Annotated in this window: 12 protein-coding genes; 2 read left to right on the top strand and 10 right to left on the bottom strand. The window is 74.7% G+C overall.

Annotation, left to right across the window (positions count from 1 at the left end; translation table 11 throughout):
* Window positions 1-283 precede the first annotated feature (283 nt).
* The 5 genes from ACFY60_RS20635 to ACFY60_RS20615 all read right to left on the bottom strand — a co-directional run bounded on the left by ACFY60_RS20635 (window position 284) and on the right by ACFY60_RS20615 (window position 7,723).
* Entirely contained in the window at window positions 284-1,225 is a 942-nt protein-coding gene (locus ACFY60_RS20635) for a FadR/GntR family transcriptional regulator (RefSeq protein ID WP_388612228.1), read from the bottom strand.
* Window positions 1,226-1,331: 106 nt separating this feature from the next.
* Entirely contained in the window at window positions 1,332-3,116 is a 1,785-nt protein-coding gene (locus ACFY60_RS20630; protein ID WP_388612226.1) for an ATP-binding cassette domain-containing protein, read from the bottom strand.
* A gap of 121 nt (window positions 3,117-3,237) precedes the next feature.
* Window positions 3,238-4,008, bottom strand: coding sequence for an NUDIX domain-containing protein (locus ACFY60_RS20625; protein ID WP_388612225.1), 771 nt, complete (start codon window positions 4,006-4,008; stop codon window positions 3,238-3,240).
* A 108-nt stretch (window positions 4,009-4,116) separates the two neighbouring features.
* A complete protein-coding gene (locus ACFY60_RS20620) occupies window positions 4,117-6,183 on the bottom strand; it encodes a glycogen debranching N-terminal domain-containing protein (RefSeq protein WP_388612223.1) in 2,067 nt (688 codons plus the stop codon).
* A 115-nt stretch (window positions 6,184-6,298) separates the two neighbouring features.
* Window positions 6,299-7,723: a DUF4192 domain-containing protein gene (locus ACFY60_RS20615; protein ID WP_388612221.1), complete on the bottom strand. Its 1,425-nt coding sequence runs from the start codon at window positions 7,721-7,723 to the stop codon at window positions 6,299-6,301.
* 142 nt (window positions 7,724-7,865) lie between these two features.
* Here ACFY60_RS20615 and ACFY60_RS20610 point away from each other — a divergent pair, with 142 nt between their 5' ends.
* A complete protein-coding gene (locus ACFY60_RS20610; RefSeq protein ID WP_388612219.1) occupies window positions 7,866-10,049 on the top strand; it encodes a RecQ family ATP-dependent DNA helicase in 2,184 nt (727 codons plus the stop codon).
* Window positions 10,050-10,278: 229 nt separating this feature from the next.
* Window positions 10,279-10,908 carry a hypothetical protein gene (locus ACFY60_RS20605; RefSeq protein ID WP_388612217.1) on the top strand — a complete coding sequence of 210 codons (630 nt, stop codon included), beginning with the start codon at window positions 10,279-10,281 and terminating at the stop codon, window positions 10,906-10,908.
* 238 nt (window positions 10,909-11,146) lie between these two features.
* Here ACFY60_RS20605 and ACFY60_RS20600 read toward each other — a convergent pair whose 3' ends face one another.
* The 5 genes from ACFY60_RS20600 to ACFY60_RS20580 all read right to left on the bottom strand — a co-directional run bounded on the left by ACFY60_RS20600 (window position 11,147) and on the right by ACFY60_RS20580 (window position 15,243).
* Window positions 11,147-11,779 carry a hypothetical protein gene (locus ACFY60_RS20600; RefSeq protein WP_388612216.1) on the bottom strand — a complete coding sequence of 211 codons (633 nt, stop codon included), beginning with the start codon at window positions 11,777-11,779 and terminating at the stop codon, window positions 11,147-11,149.
* Between the two features lie 103 nt (window positions 11,780-11,882).
* The gene (locus tag ACFY60_RS20595) at window positions 11,883-12,593 is read right to left on the bottom strand and encodes a ribonuclease HII (protein ID WP_388612214.1); all 711 of its coding nucleotides are present in this window, start codon (window positions 12,591-12,593) and stop codon (window positions 11,883-11,885) included.
* A gap of 426 nt (window positions 12,594-13,019) precedes the next feature.
* Window positions 13,020-13,928 carry an ADP-ribosylglycohydrolase family protein gene (locus ACFY60_RS20590; RefSeq protein WP_388612212.1) on the bottom strand — a complete coding sequence of 303 codons (909 nt, stop codon included), beginning with the start codon at window positions 13,926-13,928 and terminating at the stop codon, window positions 13,020-13,022.
* A 12-nt stretch (window positions 13,929-13,940) separates the two neighbouring features.
* Window positions 13,941-14,600 carry a histidine phosphatase family protein gene (locus ACFY60_RS20585; RefSeq protein ID WP_388612210.1) on the bottom strand — a complete coding sequence of 220 codons (660 nt, stop codon included), beginning with the start codon at window positions 14,598-14,600 and terminating at the stop codon, window positions 13,941-13,943.
* Window positions 14,601-14,637: 37 nt separating this feature from the next.
* A complete protein-coding gene (locus ACFY60_RS20580) occupies window positions 14,638-15,243 on the bottom strand; it encodes a YdbC family protein (RefSeq protein ID WP_388612208.1) in 606 nt (201 codons plus the stop codon).
* Window positions 15,244-15,348 lie beyond the last annotated feature (105 nt).

Here is a 15,348-nt window from a genome sequence, read left to right as displayed (position 1 = left end):
GCTGGACCGGGGAACTGCACAGCGCCTCCGTGGGCTGCTGTATTCCTTCCTCGGCCGTCACCTCTTAGGTCATCGCACGGCTCGGAGGAGTGTTACGCCCAATCTTCGTGGCCCGAGTCACACCCCGCGCAGGACGGAACCTGTCCAAAGAGGAGGATAGGTACACATTGCACGCCACCGGCGCCTGGCGCTCCCCGGGGAACCCCGCCGGGCTCCCCGGACCGCGCTCGGGCCGGCGGCACGCGACGCTCGGCTCTCCGCACTCTCGGCCATGGCCCGCCGGTCAGTGTTCGCGGGGGGCGGGGACGACGCGCTCCGTCTCGGGGCGGACCGTCAGCAGCTGCCGCATGGCCGTCTCGGCGCCGTGGGCGTCGCCCGCGGCGAGCGCGTCGACGATCCGGGCGTGGTGCGTGAGGCAGGCCTCGCCGGGTCGGTCGCAGGCGGTGACCGGACCCCCGGAGACCTGGAGCGCCGCGGCCACGATGCCGGAGAGGTGCTCCAGCATCCGGTTTCCGGCGAGCTGGATGAGGAGCGAGTGGAACTCGGTGTCGGCCCGGGAGAAGGTGAGGGCATCGCCCTGCGCGTACGCGTGGCCCATGATCTCGACCATGTCGGCGAGACGCTGCTGGACGTCCTCCCGGCCGTGGCCGGCGGCGAGGCGGGCCGCCAGGGGCTCGATCGTCCAGCGCAGCTCGTTCAGCTCGCGGCGCTGGTCGTCGCGCTGGGGGCCGTAGGCGCGCCACTCGATGATGTCGGGGTCGAGGAGGTTCCAGTCGCTGACGGGCCTGACCCGGGTGCCGACGTTGGGGCGGGCGCTGACGAGGCCCTTGGCCTCCAGGACGCGCAGCGACTCGCGCACGACCGTGCGGGAGACCTCGAAGCGCTGGCCGATCTCCTCGGGGACGAGGGGGCGGTCCGCGCCGAGGTCCCCGGAGACGATCATCTGGCCGAGCTGCTGGACGAGCTGCCCGTGCAGGCCCCGTCCGCGGCTGCCGGTGGCGCGGCGGCCGACCCGTCCCAGGTCGGTTTCCACCCCTTCCCAGGAGGACGGGGCCACGCGGTCGGCCCCGGGCGCCTCCGTGTAGGTGTAGCGGTCGAGATCGCCCGGGGCGCCGAGGCCGGACTCGACGGAGCGGGCGGCGGTCATCATGGTGTGCGCAAGGGTACTCACGCATCCTTTGTCGGCGTGCCCTCCATCTCCCTTGAGGTCTTTGGTGAAAAGCACACGAAAGGGTGATCAGCACCTGCTACACAATTGACGATTACCCGGACATAAACGGCACCCCTCACGGGAGTTGTCGAAGATTCGGACGGTTTCACGTCCGGAGTGATCACCAACGGGCGTTCCGGCGAAGCCCCGTGAGCACATATGCGCAGAGCAGACCGGTCAAGGTGAGCGAGAGGGCCACCCCCGAGGGCTGTCCGAGCACGCTCAGCACCCCCTTCAGCCAGCGGTCCACGGCCGGAGGCCACAGGGGGCCCGCGAACTCACGGAGCCGCGCGGGGAGTCCGGCGGCCGAGCGGACCGAGGGCCCCGTGAGCACCTTCTGCAACAGCGGGACGAAGGCGACGGGAACGGCGAGGACGGCGGCCACGCCTGCGGCGGCGGCCCGGAACACCCCCGCCCCGAGCACTCCCGCCCAGGCGCACCCGACGAGCAGGCCCAGCCAACGGGCGCTCATGGACGGCCAGTTCGAAGGCACGGAAATCAACTCGCCTCCGAAGAACAGCCTCAGCGCCCCGAGGTCGGCCGCCACGACCACCGTCCCGAGAAGGACCGCGACCACCGCCGCCACCGCCAGTTTGGCCAGCAGCAGACCGAGCCTGCGGGGCACGGCGCCGCGCCCGGAGGTGAGCGCGGGGTAGCGGTACTCCTCCCCGAAGGAGAAGGCACCGAGAAGCCCCGCCCCGAGGGCCGCCGGCGGCAGCGGAAAGAGCGCCGGCCAGCCGGCCAGCACCGCCGGTAGATCGGTCCGGCCGCCGCGCCCGAGGAGCAGGGCGCAGACGACGGAGGCGGCGAGGGCGCCGGCCAGGACGAGGAGGGTGGCGGGCACACCGACGAGCCGGCGGACCTCGTACCGGAGCGGGCGCAGCGGCGACCGTGCGGGCCTGCGCGCGGCGGCCCCGGGTGCGGGGGCGTCGCGTCCGCGGGACGCCTGCCTGGCCGCGGGCGCAGGACGGGGAGGCGAGGAGGCCGAGAACCCGGCTCCGGCTGCGGCTTCGGCTCCGGCGAGCTCGGCCGCCGGGGCCGGGCCGGTCTCCTCGGTGAGCCGGTGGACGAGCACGCCGTGGCGGAAGGCCGTCTCCCCGATCGCCGCGCAGTCGCTGCCGTAGACGGACAGGCGGTTGCCGGACTCCGCGACCACCTCGACCGGGCGCCGGGCGGCCCTCGCCTCCTGGGTCAGGGCCGCGGCGAGGCGGGCGGCGTGCGGGGTGCGTACGGCGACCCGGGGGCGCAGCCTGGTGCGGGCGAACTCCGTGACGTCCTGGTCGGCGGCCGGCCGGCCGCCGACCAGGGACACCACCCGGTCCGCGTTCCTGGCGGCGTCCCTGGGGTCACCGGTGGTGTAGAGAACCGTCCCGCCGCCCTCCGCGTGCGCCCGCACGAGGCGGTGGATCCAGGCACCCTCGGCCGGGGAGAGACCGGCCGTCGGCTCGTCGAGGAGCAGGGCGTGCGGGTCGCCCAACAAGGCGCACGCCAGGCCGAGTCGGCGTTCCGCACCGCGCGGGAGGGTGCCGAGGCGGCTGCCCTCGAACTCGGCCAGCCCCAGGGTGCGGATCAGTTCGTCCACCCGCGCCGCCGGGGTCCCGGCCGCCGCGCCGAGCATGCGCAGCTGGCTCCTCAGGGTCCGGGAGGGGTGCCCGGGGACGTCACCGAGGAGGACGCCGACCTCGCGTGCCGGATGGGCGATCCGGTGCAGTGGCCGGCCCCTGAAGTACGTGATCCCGCGGCCCGGTTCGAGCTCGAGCATGAGCCGGATGGCCGTGGTCCTGCCGGAGCCCGGTGGGCCGAGGAGGGCGGTCACGCGACCCGGGCGGGCCTCGAAGCTGAGGTCGTCCACGGCCGGAGGGCGATCACGGCGGGGGGTGCTGGTGAGTCCGATGGCCTGGAGCATCGCTTCTCTCGCGGTTGACGTCACCGCTCCGCGGCAGGGCGGCGCTACCGCAGCAAGATAACGCTACATTTCGGACTTTTGGTGCAGGGTGGGGGCCGTGGGGCGGCGGTCCCGCCTTCCGTCAGACCTCCGGACGCAGCATGGGCGGGTTGAGCAGGGTCGCACCACCCGCCCTGAACAGCTGGGCGGGCCGCCCTCCCTGACGGGTGGTGGTGCCCCCGGCCGGGACGAGGAAGCCGGGCGTCCCCGTCACCTTCCGGTGGAAGTTGCGCGGATCGAGGGACACGCCCCAGACCGCCTCGTACACCCGGCGCAGCTCACCGACCGTGAACTCCGGCGGACAGAACGCGGTGGCGAGGGAGGAGTACTCGATCTTGGAGCGGGCGCGTTCCACTCCGTCCGCGAGGATCCGCCCGTGGTCGAAGGCGAGTTCTCCGGAGGGGCCGTCCTCGTCGTCCTCGGCCTTCCGCTGCCCGAGCACCTCCTCGACCGGGGCCCAGCGGGCACTGTTGGCGTCGCCGCCCGCCCTCGGGGCGGGGAGGTCCGGCGCGAGCGCCAGGTGCGCGACGCTGACGACCCGCATACGCGGATCGCGGTCGGGCGCTCCGTACGTCGCCAGCTGCTCCAGGTGCGCCCCGTTGCCCGGTACGGGTTCGGCCGCGGCCGGGTCGTAGGCGGTCAGGCCCGTCTCCTCGAGCAGCTCACGCGCGGCGGCGGCGCCGAGGTCCTCGTCGGCGCGGACGAATCCGCCGGGCAGGGCCCAGCTGCCCTGGAACGGCGGCTCTCCGCGGCGGACCACCAGGGTGCAGAGCGCGTGACGGCGCACGGTGAGCACGACCAGGTCGACGGTGACGGCGAAAGGCGGGAAGGCCGACGGGTCGTAGGGAGGCATGCGGCGATCATAGTCGTCTTCCTGACGATAAACACGCCCTGTGCCGACCACTGCGTCGTGGTTCCCGCCGTGCCACGGGCTCGCCCGGTCCTCGCCCCGGGCGTACCGTCACACCCCCAGCTGAAGGCCTTCCGCGGCCTCCTCGACCACTCCCAGACCGAGGCGCCCGACCCGTACGGCGAAGGGCCGGCCGGCGACGACGAGCCCGGAGAGCCGGATGGCGCCGAGTGGCACGGAGGCCTGCGGGTGGACCGACACCGTTCCGCCGGGCGCGTCGGGCCGGATCCCGGCGAGGGCGGTGAGCGCGTGCACCGCCCCGGCCGCGGCGACGGCGGCCGGCCGGCAGGCGGCGGGGTGGGGCACCGGCCGGGCCCCGGCCGTCCGCCGGTGCCCGCCGTACATCTCGGGCAGCCGGTGCCCGAAGGAGTCGGCGGCGTCGAGGAGTCCGCGCAGCAGGGAGGCGGCCTCCTTCTCGTGGCCGGTGGCGGCGAGCCCGGCCACGGCGACGGCGGTGTCGTGCACCCGGACGGCGCCCGCCCGGTGGCCGAGGGGATTGTGTCCGGGTTCCTTGTCGCCGAGGCTGCGCAGTCCCCATCCGGAGTCGAGCGCGGGGCTGCCCAGGAGCCGCGCGACCTGCTCCGTGGCCGCCCTGTCCAGCAGGCCCGGCGCGTACCGCCCCCCGCCGAGCAGCCCGGTGTCGAGGAGGTGGGCCGCCCAGCCGCCCGTGTGCGGCCAGGTACGGCCGTCCGGTGTGCGGGCGGCCGCGGGTCCGCCGCCCGCCGGGTCGTCGAGCCGGAGCTCCCGGCGGAACCGCTCGCGCAGCACCTCCGCGGTGTCCCGCAGGTCGTCCCCGCCGGGCAGGCCGCAGGCGTCGAGCAGGTCGGCGCCGAGCAGCGCGGCGCGGTGGGCGTGCGCCTGAGTCTCGGCACGCCAGGGCCCTGCGGGGCCGGGGTCCGGAACGAGTCCACCAGCCGCGGCGGCGCGGCGGAGCCAGCCGAGACACCGTTCGGCCACCGGCAGAAGCTCCTCGAGGTCCGCCGCGGGGAGCCCCCAGCGGCGGGCCTCGGCGAGGACGGTGGGGAAGCCGAGGGTGGCCTCGATGCCGGTGCAGCGGGGCGGCAGGTGCGGGCCCGCGTCCCGGAGGGGGCCCGGGATCCGGCCGGATTCCGGTCCGGTCCCGGTGAGTTGCCCACGGGCCAGGGCCCGGAGGGTGCCCGCGACGAGCCGGGTGCCGAGCGGCAGGGCCATGCGTGCGGCCCACAGCGCTTCGGCGGTGACCGGTCCGCACCGCCAGGGGGCGCCTGCCGCGAGGTGGACGTCCGCGGGGTGGGCGGGGTCGCGCTGGAGCAGGGCGCGCAGATCCCCGACGGAGGTCCGCAGGAGCTCGCCGGCGCGGGGGTCGTCGCCCTCGGCCACGGCCTCCGCCAGGAGGTGGCCTCCGGGTCTCCCGGTGCCGCCGGTCGGGGTCGCCGCGGTGGCGCTCCCCCGTTCGGCACGCACCCGCAGGACGATCGTGAAGGAGCTGCCGGGAGCCAGCTCGCACTCCCAGCGCAGGACCCCCGTGACCGCCAGCGCGTCCATGGGCGGCGGGTCCGCGGCGACGGCGACGGAGCGTCCGCCGTCGTCCGTCCAGCGCAGGCCCGTGCCGTGGACACTGGCGCGCCGTTCGGGTCCCGGCCGTCCGGACGCCACCGCCCCCAGGTCCGCGAGATCCGTCCCCAGAGTGATGTCCACCGGGAGGCGGCAGGTGCGGGGGGCGGTGCTGCGCAGGACGATCCGCTCGGTGCCCTCGGCGTCGCGGGTGCGCTCGACGAGGAGGCCCGGGTCAGGACCGGGGTCACCGGGGAGGCGCAGGGCGCCGTGGAAGACGGCGCGGTCGGCGCCGGCGAGACGGCCCTGGAGGGCGAGGGGTTCGCGTCCGGCGACCCGCAGAACACTGCGGGAGAGGAGCCTCCGGCCCTCCCGGTACACCCCCTCCGGGCCCTGCCCGCTGAGCTGGCCGTGCGGGGCGTTGACGGTGAAGGCGGGCAGGGCGACGCAGAGAAGCGTGTCGTGGACCGGCGGCAGCTCCCCCGCCCTTCCACCGCGCGGGAGCGTGAGGCCCGCGAGGGTGGGGCTGGGGCCGGCGGGAGGGCCCGTGGGGTGTCCGGGAGGCGGGACAGGGTGGAGGGCCATGGCGGGTGTGGGGTGCTCTCTGTGCGAACCGGACGGCCGGCGGGGCGTCGGCGGCACGGCTCGGACGGCTCCGCCGCAGTCTTGAACGCGTCCGCGGGCGCCCGGGTCACGGTTGTCATCCACCGCTCCTGCTGCCGCGGCGGCCGTCGGGACGCGGGGCTCGGCCCGCCGGCCCGGTCCTGGCCTTCCCGCCCGGCCGAACACCGGCCGGCGGTGCGGCCTTGGCCGGTGCGGTGGTCCTCCGTCCCGGCTTTCCCGAGGTGCGCCGGGTGGTGGCGGTGCGGCCCGCCCCCGGTACGGCCGGTGCGGCCGGCGTCTCCGTCCGCAAGTCCTGTTCCGCCGTCCGCTCGGAGACGGGAGCGGGCCGGTCCCCCGCGAGCCGCGCGTCCCGCTCGCTCCTGAGGCAGGCGCGGAGGGACTCGGGATCCAGCCCCTCGTTGCAGGCCTGGTGCAGCAGCCGGGCGAAGACGTACTCGGGGTCGGCCTCCAGGGCCAGGCCGAGGGCGACGCGCGCGGCGGGTTCGTCCCCGGTGGACCAGGCCGTCCATCCCGCGAGGGTCAGCGGCGCCGCGGCGTGCTCCTGGTAGGGGGCGACACAGCGCCGGGCGAGCACTCGCCAGAGCCGCAGTGCGGCCCGGCCTTCCGCGCCTTCCATCCATTCGGCGACCTGGTCCCGCGTGGTCCGGTCCTGGAGGCCGATGATGAGGGCGGCCGCCTCGGCGGTGCCGACCAGGGCGTCGTCGATGGCGTCGGCCTCGGCGGTGCCCGCGACACCGCCCGGCTTCTCGCTCCCCCCGGCGGGCTGGGTGAACTTCCCGAGCAGGTCCCGGGCCAGCCGCAGGGTCGTCTCCCGCACCTCCTTCCGGCCCTCCTCCTCCGCTCCGTCGAGGATCCGCGGGACGATCGAGGCGGCCGCGGCGTCGAGCGCGGCCCGCTGCCGCTCCTGACCGGCGGACCCCCCGGGCCTGAGCCGGGCCTGCATGTCCCGCAGCGAGCCCCGTACCTGGATGCCGGCATAGGTAGCGGCGGCGGCCATGACCGAGGTGCCGCTGAGTGCGAGGGGCGTCCCGTCGGGCGGGCAGCAGCGGGAGTCCGGACAGCAGTAGGAGAAGTAGAGGCCGTCGGAGATGCACAGGGCTTCGTAGACGGGGATGTCGAGGGCTCCGCAAGCGGTCCGAAGACGCTGCGCGAAGGGCCGCAGCCGCTCCATGACACGGCGGGCCGTCTCGCCGGGGGCGGGGTTCTGGCACAGGAAGACGACGATGCCGTCGGGCCGTTCGCCGCGCCTGCCGCATCCTTCGACCAGAGTGTCGGCCAGGTGGTCGGCGGTGGCCTCCCATTCGTGCGGCGAGCGGGGGATACCGAGCCTGACGCGTCCGCCGAAGCGGCCGTGCTCGCCGTGGAGTGCCGCCAGGACGACGGAGTCGGTCGGGTGGAAGCCCAGCATGAACGGGAGCGCGTCGGCCAGCTCGGCCGGGCCGCGCAGGGTGATCTGCTGGGTACGGGTGGGACCGGTGATTTCGTGGTGGTTCGCGTTCATGGTCACGACGGTCTCGTGATCTTCCGAAATCGGAAACCCCTGTGGATAACTCCCGGTCCGGGTGATCCGTCCGGCCCTGGAGTTGTCCACAGGTGGGGCCGCTCGTTCGCGAGATGTCCGACCCATCGGGTTGCATGGGGGCATGACCCACGCAGATCCCCTGGAAGACCGGGCCGCGCTCCGCGCCGCCGCCGACACCGTGCTCGCCCGTCTCGTCTCCGACCCGACCGGCAGGGCGAGACTGCGCGAGGACCAGTGGCGGGCGATCGAGGCCCTGGTCGCCGACCGGCGCCGGGCGCTGGTGGTGCAGCGGACCGGGTGGGGCAAGTCGGCGGTGTACTTCGTCGCGACCTCGCTGCTCCGTGAGCGCGGGAGCGGCCCCACCGTCATCGTCTCCCCGCTGCTCGCGCTCATGCGCAATCAGGTGGAGGCGGCGGCGAGGGCGGGCATCCGCGCCCGGACGATCAACTCGTCGAACACGGAGGAGTGGGAGACGGTTCAACAGGAGGTGGCGGCCGGGGAGGTCGACGTCCTCCTGGTGAGCCCCGAGCGGCTCAACAACCCGGATTTCCGCGACCAGGTGCTGCCCCGGCTCGCCGCCGCCACGGGCCTGCTGGTGGTGGACGAGGCGCACTGCATCTCGGACTGGGGGCACGACTTCCGGCCGGACTACCGCCGGCTGCGGACGATGCTGGCGGATCTGCCGCCGGGGGTTCCGGTGCTCGCCACGACGGCGACGGCGAACGCCCGGGTGACGGCGGACGTGGCGGAGCAGCTCGGCACCGGCGCGGGCACGGACGCCCTGGTCCTGCGGGGGCCGCTGGACCGGGAGAGCCTGAGTCTCGGGGTGATCGGGCTGCCGGACGCGGCCCACCGGCTCGCCTGGCTCGCGGACCACCTGGGAGAGCTTCCGGGGTCCGGGATCATCTACACGCTGACGGTCGCGGCGGCCGAGGAGGTCACGGCGTATCTGCGTCAGTGCGGTCACACCGTCGCCTCCTACACGGGCCGGACGGAGAACGCGGACCGGCAGCAGGCGGAGGACGACCTGCTCGCCAACCGGGTCAAGGCGCTGGTGGCGACCTCGGCCCTCGGCATGGGCTTCGACAAGCCGGATCTGGGCTTCGTGGTGCACCTCGGTTCGCCGTCGTCCCCGATCGCCTACTACCAGCAGGTGGGACGTGCGGGCCGCGGGGTGGAGCACGCGGAGGTGCTGCTGCTGCCCGGACAGGAGGACGAGGCGATCTGGCGCTACTTCGCCTCGGTCGCCTTCCCGCCCGAGGAGCAGGTGCGCCGGACGCTCGACGTGCTGGCGCAGGCCGGCCGGCCGCTCTCCCTGCCGGCCCTGGAGCCGCTGGTCGAGCTGCGCAGAACCCGCCTGGAGACGATGCTCAAGGTCCTCGACGTGGACGGGGCGGTACGGCGGGTGAAGGGCGGCTGGGAGAGCACCGGCCGGCCGTGGGTGTACGACACGGAGCGGTACGCGTGGGTGGCCCGGCAGCGGGCGGCCGAGCAGCAGGCGATGCGGGACTACGCGGCGACGACCGGCTGCCGCATGGAGTTCCTGCGGCGCCAGCTGGACGACGAGGAGGCCGCCCCGTGCGGTCGCTGCGACAACTGCGCGGGGGCGCGCTTCGATCCCAAGGTGTCCGGCGCGGCGCTGGACGCGGCCAAGGGTGAGCTGGGCCGTCCGGGCGTGGAGGTCGAGCCGCGCAGGATGTGGCCGACGGGCCTGGCGGCGGTGGGGGTGGATCTGAAGGGCCGGATCCCGGCGGACGAGCAGGCCTTCTCGGGGCGGGCGCTGGGACGGCTCTCGGACATCGGCTGGGGCAACCGGCTGCGCCCGCTGCTCGCCGACGGCACTCCGGACGCGCCGGTGCCGGACGACGTGGTGCAGGCCGTGGTGAGCGTTCTGGCCGATTGGGCCAAGGGGCCGGGGGGTTGGGCGTCCGGTGCGCCGGACGCGCCGGCGCGGCCGGCCGGTGTGGTGACGGTGGCCTCGCACCGCAAGCCGGAGCTGGTCGGGTCGCTCGGTCGCCGGATCGCCGAGATCGGCCGCATGCCTCTCCTCGGCGCGGTGGAGTACGTGCCGGAGGCGGAGGATCTGCGGATCTCGCGGACGAACAGCGCCCAGCGGGTGGTCGGGCTGCACCGGGCCCTCGCGGTGCCGCCCGAGGTGGCGGAACGGGTGTCGGCCGCCGGGGGCCCCGTCCTGCTGGTCGACGATCTCTCCGACAGCGGCTGGACGTTGGCGGTGGCGGCCCGCCTGCTGCGTCGGTCCGGAGCGGAAGGGGTGTTTCCACTGGTGCTCGCCGTCCAGGGGTGAAACGGGTGGGAGAACGGGGAGTGAACACTGGGCAACTGGGCAGGGATATGAGTGTCATACCGCCGCATTCCCGTCAGCGGTCTCAATTGCTCGTTGCCGCCCCCGCTCGGGCCGGGCAAGAATTGGGACACCGCCCCGCACGGCCCGTCAGCGGCCTGGAAGGACTGTGCCGTGGTGCGCCCTCACCCGACCTCGCCCGCCCCGCGGGCGCGTATCCGAAGGGAGGACCGTGACCCTCGGATTCGCTCCGCCCACAGCCACTTCGATCAGATCGTCGTCCGGGTCCGCCAGCCGCCTCGCTCGGATGCTCGAACCGACCGAGTGGGCCGCGGCGGGAATTCCCCTGCTGCGCAACCCCCGTGAGGTCGTCAGCGGACTGCACTCGCGGCACCGGCCCACGCCCTCGACCGCGGTGGTGGCGGTCCTGGACCACGAGGAGCGGCTCGCCGCCAGCGCCTCGTTCGTCCGCCGTCCCGCCCCGGCGGACGGCTGGGAGTTCAGGAACGCCCTCCTGGCACATCTGCGACGGGTCATCCCTCACGACCTGCGGCGTCGCTCGCCCGTGCGGACGGCGGTGCTGCTCTACTGCCGTGACGGCGACGAGCGTTGGACCGAGGAGGACGGGGCCTGGATGTGGGGCCTGCGGGACGCCTGCACGCTCCACGGGCTCCGCTGCGGCGCCTACATCACCATGACCACGAGCGGGTGGCAGGTCCTCGGCGAGGGCCGTGGTGGCCGTCGCCCGAGCTCCGACTCCGAGCCGGTCCCCCTCGGGGAGGAGCCGGCCGAACGCGACCGCCTCACCCCGCGCACCGCCGGCGGCGCGTCCGAGCCCCTGCGGTGGGCCGCGGCGCGCTGACGCCCGTACCGTACCGACGGCTTCATCCGTACCGCGCTCACCGCGTCCGGGCGGAGGCGGAGGGGCGCCACCCGGCCCCGCCGGGGCCGGTCATGTCCGGCGGAACCGGGGGCGCACACGATCCGACCGGGCCCGGACGAGGCCGGGCCTGCGCACGTGGACGCGATCACGTCCGCGTGCTCACGGCCCTTCGGATCTCGGAACCGTACGCGCGCCCCGGACCGGCGGGGGGTAGCGGTCAGACGCCGGCGCCGAGGAGCGCGGTGACCCGCTGCGGGTCACCGCAGACGACCAGGAGCGCGCCGGCGCGGGCCCTGGCCGCCGGGAGCACCCGGGCGATCAGGTCGTCGTCCCCGCCGTTGACGGCGACGACGACCACGGGCCGGGTGGCCGCGCGCTCGACGGACGCGCCCTGGGCGAAGAAGACGTCCTCGCGGGCGTCCTGCTGGGCCCAGTAGGCGTTCTCGCCGAAGGACAGCTCGTGCGCCGTCCACGGGTGCGGGTCGCCGGTGGTGAGCACCAGGACGTCGCCGGGGGTGCGACCGCTCTCCAGGAGCAGGTCCACGGCCTCCTCGGCGGCGTCGAGGGCGCCGTCGGCCGGGGCCGGGATCACCTGGAGCTGCGGGGCCGTTCGGCTGTCGGAACGATTCTCCCCGGGCTTCGCCGGGGACTGTCCGGCGCCGGGGCTCGGACGGGGCGCCGGCGGCGTGGGCCTGGGAGGGCCGGGAACCGGACTGCCGGGACGTGGAGAGGCCGCGGAACGCGGGCCGGGTACGGGACGGGGGGTCGGCGCGGGGCGGCCGGGGGCCGTGGTGGCGCGGGGACCCTGGGCACTCTCGTGAATCTGAGGCTCCTCGGGGATGAGAGGCATGGGTGGATGTCTATCAAATGCCGCCGCACGCGGCAGCGGCGGGTGGGCACACGGGGCCCACCGGCTGCGTGACCGTCCCACCGGGGGACGCGCGGCCAAAAGTTCAGAAGTCGAAGCCGAGTTGGCCCCCGCTCTCCAGCGCGGCCGCCTCGGCGGAGAGGCGGACCTTCTTGAGGTGGCGCCATCGCGGGAGGGCGTCCAGATACGACCAGGAGAGCCGGTGGTACGGGGTGGGCCCCAGCTCCGCGAGCGCCGCCTTGTGGACCGGCGAGGGGTAACCCGCGTTGGCGGCGAAGCCGTAACCCGCGCAGGCCGCGGACTCGGCCTCCAGCTCGGCCATCAGGGCGTCCCGCCGGACCTTCGCGATGACGGAGGCGGCGGCCACGGCGACACAGGACTGATCGCCCTTGATCACCGTACGGACCTGCCACGGCGCTCCGAGGTAGTCGTGCTTGCCGTCGAGGATCACCGCGTCCGGTCGCACGGGCAGGCCTTCGAGGGCCCGGATGGCGGCGAGCCGCAGGGCGGCGGTCATCCCGAGTTCGTCGATCTCCTCCGGGGAGGCGTCGCCGAGCGCGTACGCCGTGACCCAGGTCTCCAGCTCCGCCGCCAGCTCCGTACGGCGCTTCGGGGTGAGCAGCTTGGAGTCGGTCAGCCCGGTGGGCGCCCGGCGCAGACCGGTGACGGCCGCGCAGACGGTGACGGGACCGGCCCATGCTCCGCGCCCGACCTCGTCGACGCCGGCGACGATCTTGGCGCCGGTGGTGGCTCGGAGCGATCGCTCGACGGTGTGGGTGGGGGCTTCGTACGGCATGGCGCCACACAGGTTACGCCGACCGGGGCCGACCGCGACACCCGGATTCCCTCCGGGCGCCCGCGCACGGCTCACGGGGCTGTCGCAGAGGCCCCGGGGAGCCGTGCCCGGGGAGGTCACCGCGCGGCGCCGGCGGGACGGTCCGGCCGGCCGGCCCTTCGCTCCCGTACACCTCCGGCGGGTGGTTCGTCGGGCCGCGACGACACCGGAACCGCGTGGTCACTCCCCCGCCGGGCCCCTCCCGTCAGGACCCGGCGCGGCGCTTCGGTCACAGGCGTGAACGCCACCCGTCCGACGCGGCCGGGCGGGGAGACGGGGCACGCCCCGGCACGTCGGTGCGGCGCGCGGAATCACGAGCGGATGTTTTCCAGGTCGGATCCCGCCGCGGGCTCGTCCACCAGGGTTCCCGGTGGCGGGCCTGCCTTGTCAGGCGGCGCCGCGCGGCAGCCACTCCGGGAGCGCTTCGGTCCGCTCCACCCAGGCCGCCGGAGGGGCGCCCGCCTTCGTGGACGCGACGACTCCGCCGGCGATCGCGCAGGTGGTGTCGACGTCACCGCCGACCTGCGCCGTCGTCCAGAAGGCCTCTTCGAAGTCTCCGAGGGACCGCGCCGCGGACCAGAGGGCGAAGGGCACCGTGTCGTGGGCGCTCGTCCGCCGCCCGCTGCCCAGGACGGCCGCGACGGTGGTGGCGTCGCCGTAGTCGAGCATGTCGCGGGCGCGCCGCAGACCGGCCCCCACGGCGCTGCGCGGCACGAGCGCGACGACTCCGTCGAGCAGGGCCTCGGGGGTGGGGGGACCGTCGGGGGCGGCGGCCAGCGCGGCGGCGGCGGCCACCGCCATGGCGCCCACCACGGCCTCCCGGTGCTGATGGGTCGTGTAGGCGGAGATCTCGGCCTGGTGCGTCGCCTGCTCCGGATCGTCCGCGTACCAGGCGCCGAGGGGGGCGATGCGCATGGCGGCGCCGTTGCCCCAGGAGCCCTGGCCCTTGAACAGGGCGGCGGCGAGTTCGCGCCAGTCACCGCCCTCCCGGATCAGCCGGAGCATCCGGTCGACCGCGGGGCCGTAGCCGCGGTCGAAGTCATGGTGTTCCGCGAAGGAGGCGGCCAGGGCGTCCTGGTCGATCCGTCCGTGTCGGGCGAGCACGGCCAGGACGGAGCAGGCCATCTCGGTGTCGTCGGTCCACTGCCAGGGCGCGGCGGGCAGCTCGCGCCCCTTCAGCAGGGGGTAGTGGGCGGGGACGAAGAACTGGGAGCCCAGGGCGTCCCCCACGGACAGCCCGCGCAGGCTGGCCAGGGCGCGGTCGAAGCGCCGGTCGAGTGAGGAGTCAGCGGTCATCGCGCAGCCACTCTATCCGGTGGATCCGTACGGTTCCGGGGCACGCCAGCGGTCGAAAGGCCTGTCCAGGCGGTACTTCCCGTCCTCCCCGAGCAGGAGGACCCGGGTCTCGCCGTTCCCCGGGTTGGACAGGGACTCGAATTCGGCCACCGTCCAGTGGAACCAGCGCATGCAGAAGAGGCGCATGGTCAGGCCGTGGGTGACGAGCAGGACGTTGGGCGGGTGGTCGGGCGCCTCGAAGCTGCGGTAGAGGCTCTCCAGGAACGCCCCGACCCGGTCGTAGACATCGGCGCCGGACTCGCCCTGCGCGAAGCGGTAGAAGAAGTGCCCGTAGGCGTCCCGGTAGGCCTTCTGCAGGCGTACGTCCTCGTGGTCCTGCCAGTTCCCCCAGTCCTGCTCCCGCAGGCGCGGCTCCTCGCGCACCCGCACCCGGTCGGCGGGGAGGCGGAAGGCCTGGAGGGTCTCGTGGGTGCGGCGGTACGGCGAGACGTAGACGCTCACCCGCTCCTCGCCGAAGAGGTCCCTGAGCCACTCCCCCGTCTCCTCGGCCTGCCGCAGCCCGGCCGGGGTCAGCCGCAGGGCGTGGTCCGGCTCCCTTTCGTACACCGTGTCATCGGCATTGCCCTCCGATTCTCCGTGCCGTACGAGAACGATGCGCCGCGGTCGTGCCATACCCCGACCCTAGAGGGCCGCTGTCCGACCGGCTCGGTCAGACCGTCCAGGACGGTTCCAGGCGCACCACGTCGCCGGTCAGCGCGGCCACGTCGGCCTCCGTCCGGGCCCGCAGGCCGAGCCGCTCCACCCGCTCCGCCCGGTACTTGCCGTGCTCGGCGGCCGATTCCCACAGCGACAGCACGAGGAACTCGTTGCCCGGCGCCTCACCGAAGAGGCCCCTCAGCATGCCGGGCGAGCCGGCCATGGCCGGATTCCACACCTTCTCCTGCATGAGGGCGAAGTGCTCCGCCCGTTCCGGGTGGATCCGGCAGTGGGCCACACGTGCGACGTCGGCGTCGGCGAAGCGGGGCTCGAAGCCCGTCTTCACGTCGAATCGGTGGTCGAACAGCTTGACCTGCCCGTCCTTGAAGGTGCCGGCCTGCGTCGCCGCCAGCCGGTCGTGGGAGCGGGCCATGAAGGAGTCGTAGAAGGCGCGGCTCTCCCAGAACGCGAAGACATGGGCGACATCCGGCCGCGACCGGCTCCAGCCGCCGCCCTGCCCCCGGAACCCCGGTTCGCCGAGCAGCCCCGCCCATTTCCGCTGCCCCCGCTCGAAACCGCGACGGTCCACCACGGTGCAGCGAATCCACTTGACCAGCACCGCGCCATCGTACGGCTCCGGGGCACACCCCGGCAGACCCTCTCGGATCACGCCATTCGAACGTCGAGATCCGGCTGCTCGGCCTTTCGGAGGGTCAATCTCCGC

Origin of the sequence: Streptomyces sp. NPDC012827 (genome assembly GCF_042900905.1) — a bacterium.
Lineage (GTDB): Bacteria > Actinomycetota > Actinomycetes > Streptomycetales > Streptomycetaceae > Streptomyces > Streptomyces gulbargensis.
This window is presented reverse-complemented; position numbering and strand designations above follow the sequence as displayed.

Bases quoted from the DNA above. Each gene is read 5' to 3' on its own strand.
- ACFY60_RS20590 (WP_388612212.1), bottom strand. From the start codon at position 13,928: ATGACCGCTGACTCCTCACTCGACCGGCGCTTCGACCGCGCCCTGGCC.
- ACFY60_RS20610 (WP_388612219.1), top strand. From the start codon at position 7,866: ATGACCCACGCAGATCCCCTGGAAGACCGGGCCGCGCTCCGCGCCGCC.
- ACFY60_RS20620 (WP_388612223.1), bottom strand. From the start codon at position 6,183: ATGGCCCTCCACCCTGTCCCGCCTCCCGGACACCCCACGGGCCCTCCC.
- ACFY60_RS20615 (WP_388612221.1), bottom strand. From the start codon at position 7,723: ATGAACGCGAACCACCACGAAATCACCGGTCCCACCCGTACCCAGCAG.
- ACFY60_RS20625 (WP_388612225.1), bottom strand. From the start codon at position 4,008: ATGCCTCCCTACGACCCGTCGGCCTTCCCGCCTTTCGCCGTCACCGTC.
- ACFY60_RS20595 (WP_388612214.1), bottom strand. From the start codon at position 12,593: ATGCCGTACGAAGCCCCCACCCACACCGTCGAGCGATCGCTCCGAGCC.
- ACFY60_RS20600 (WP_388612216.1), bottom strand. From the start codon at position 11,779: ATGCCTCTCATCCCCGAGGAGCCTCAGATTCACGAGAGTGCCCAGGGT.
- ACFY60_RS20630 (WP_388612226.1), bottom strand. From the start codon at position 3,116: ATGCTCCAGGCCATCGGACTCACCAGCACCCCCCGCCGTGATCGCCCT.
- ACFY60_RS20585 (WP_388612210.1), bottom strand. From the start codon at position 14,600: ATGGCACGACCGCGGCGCATCGTTCTCGTACGGCACGGAGAATCGGAG.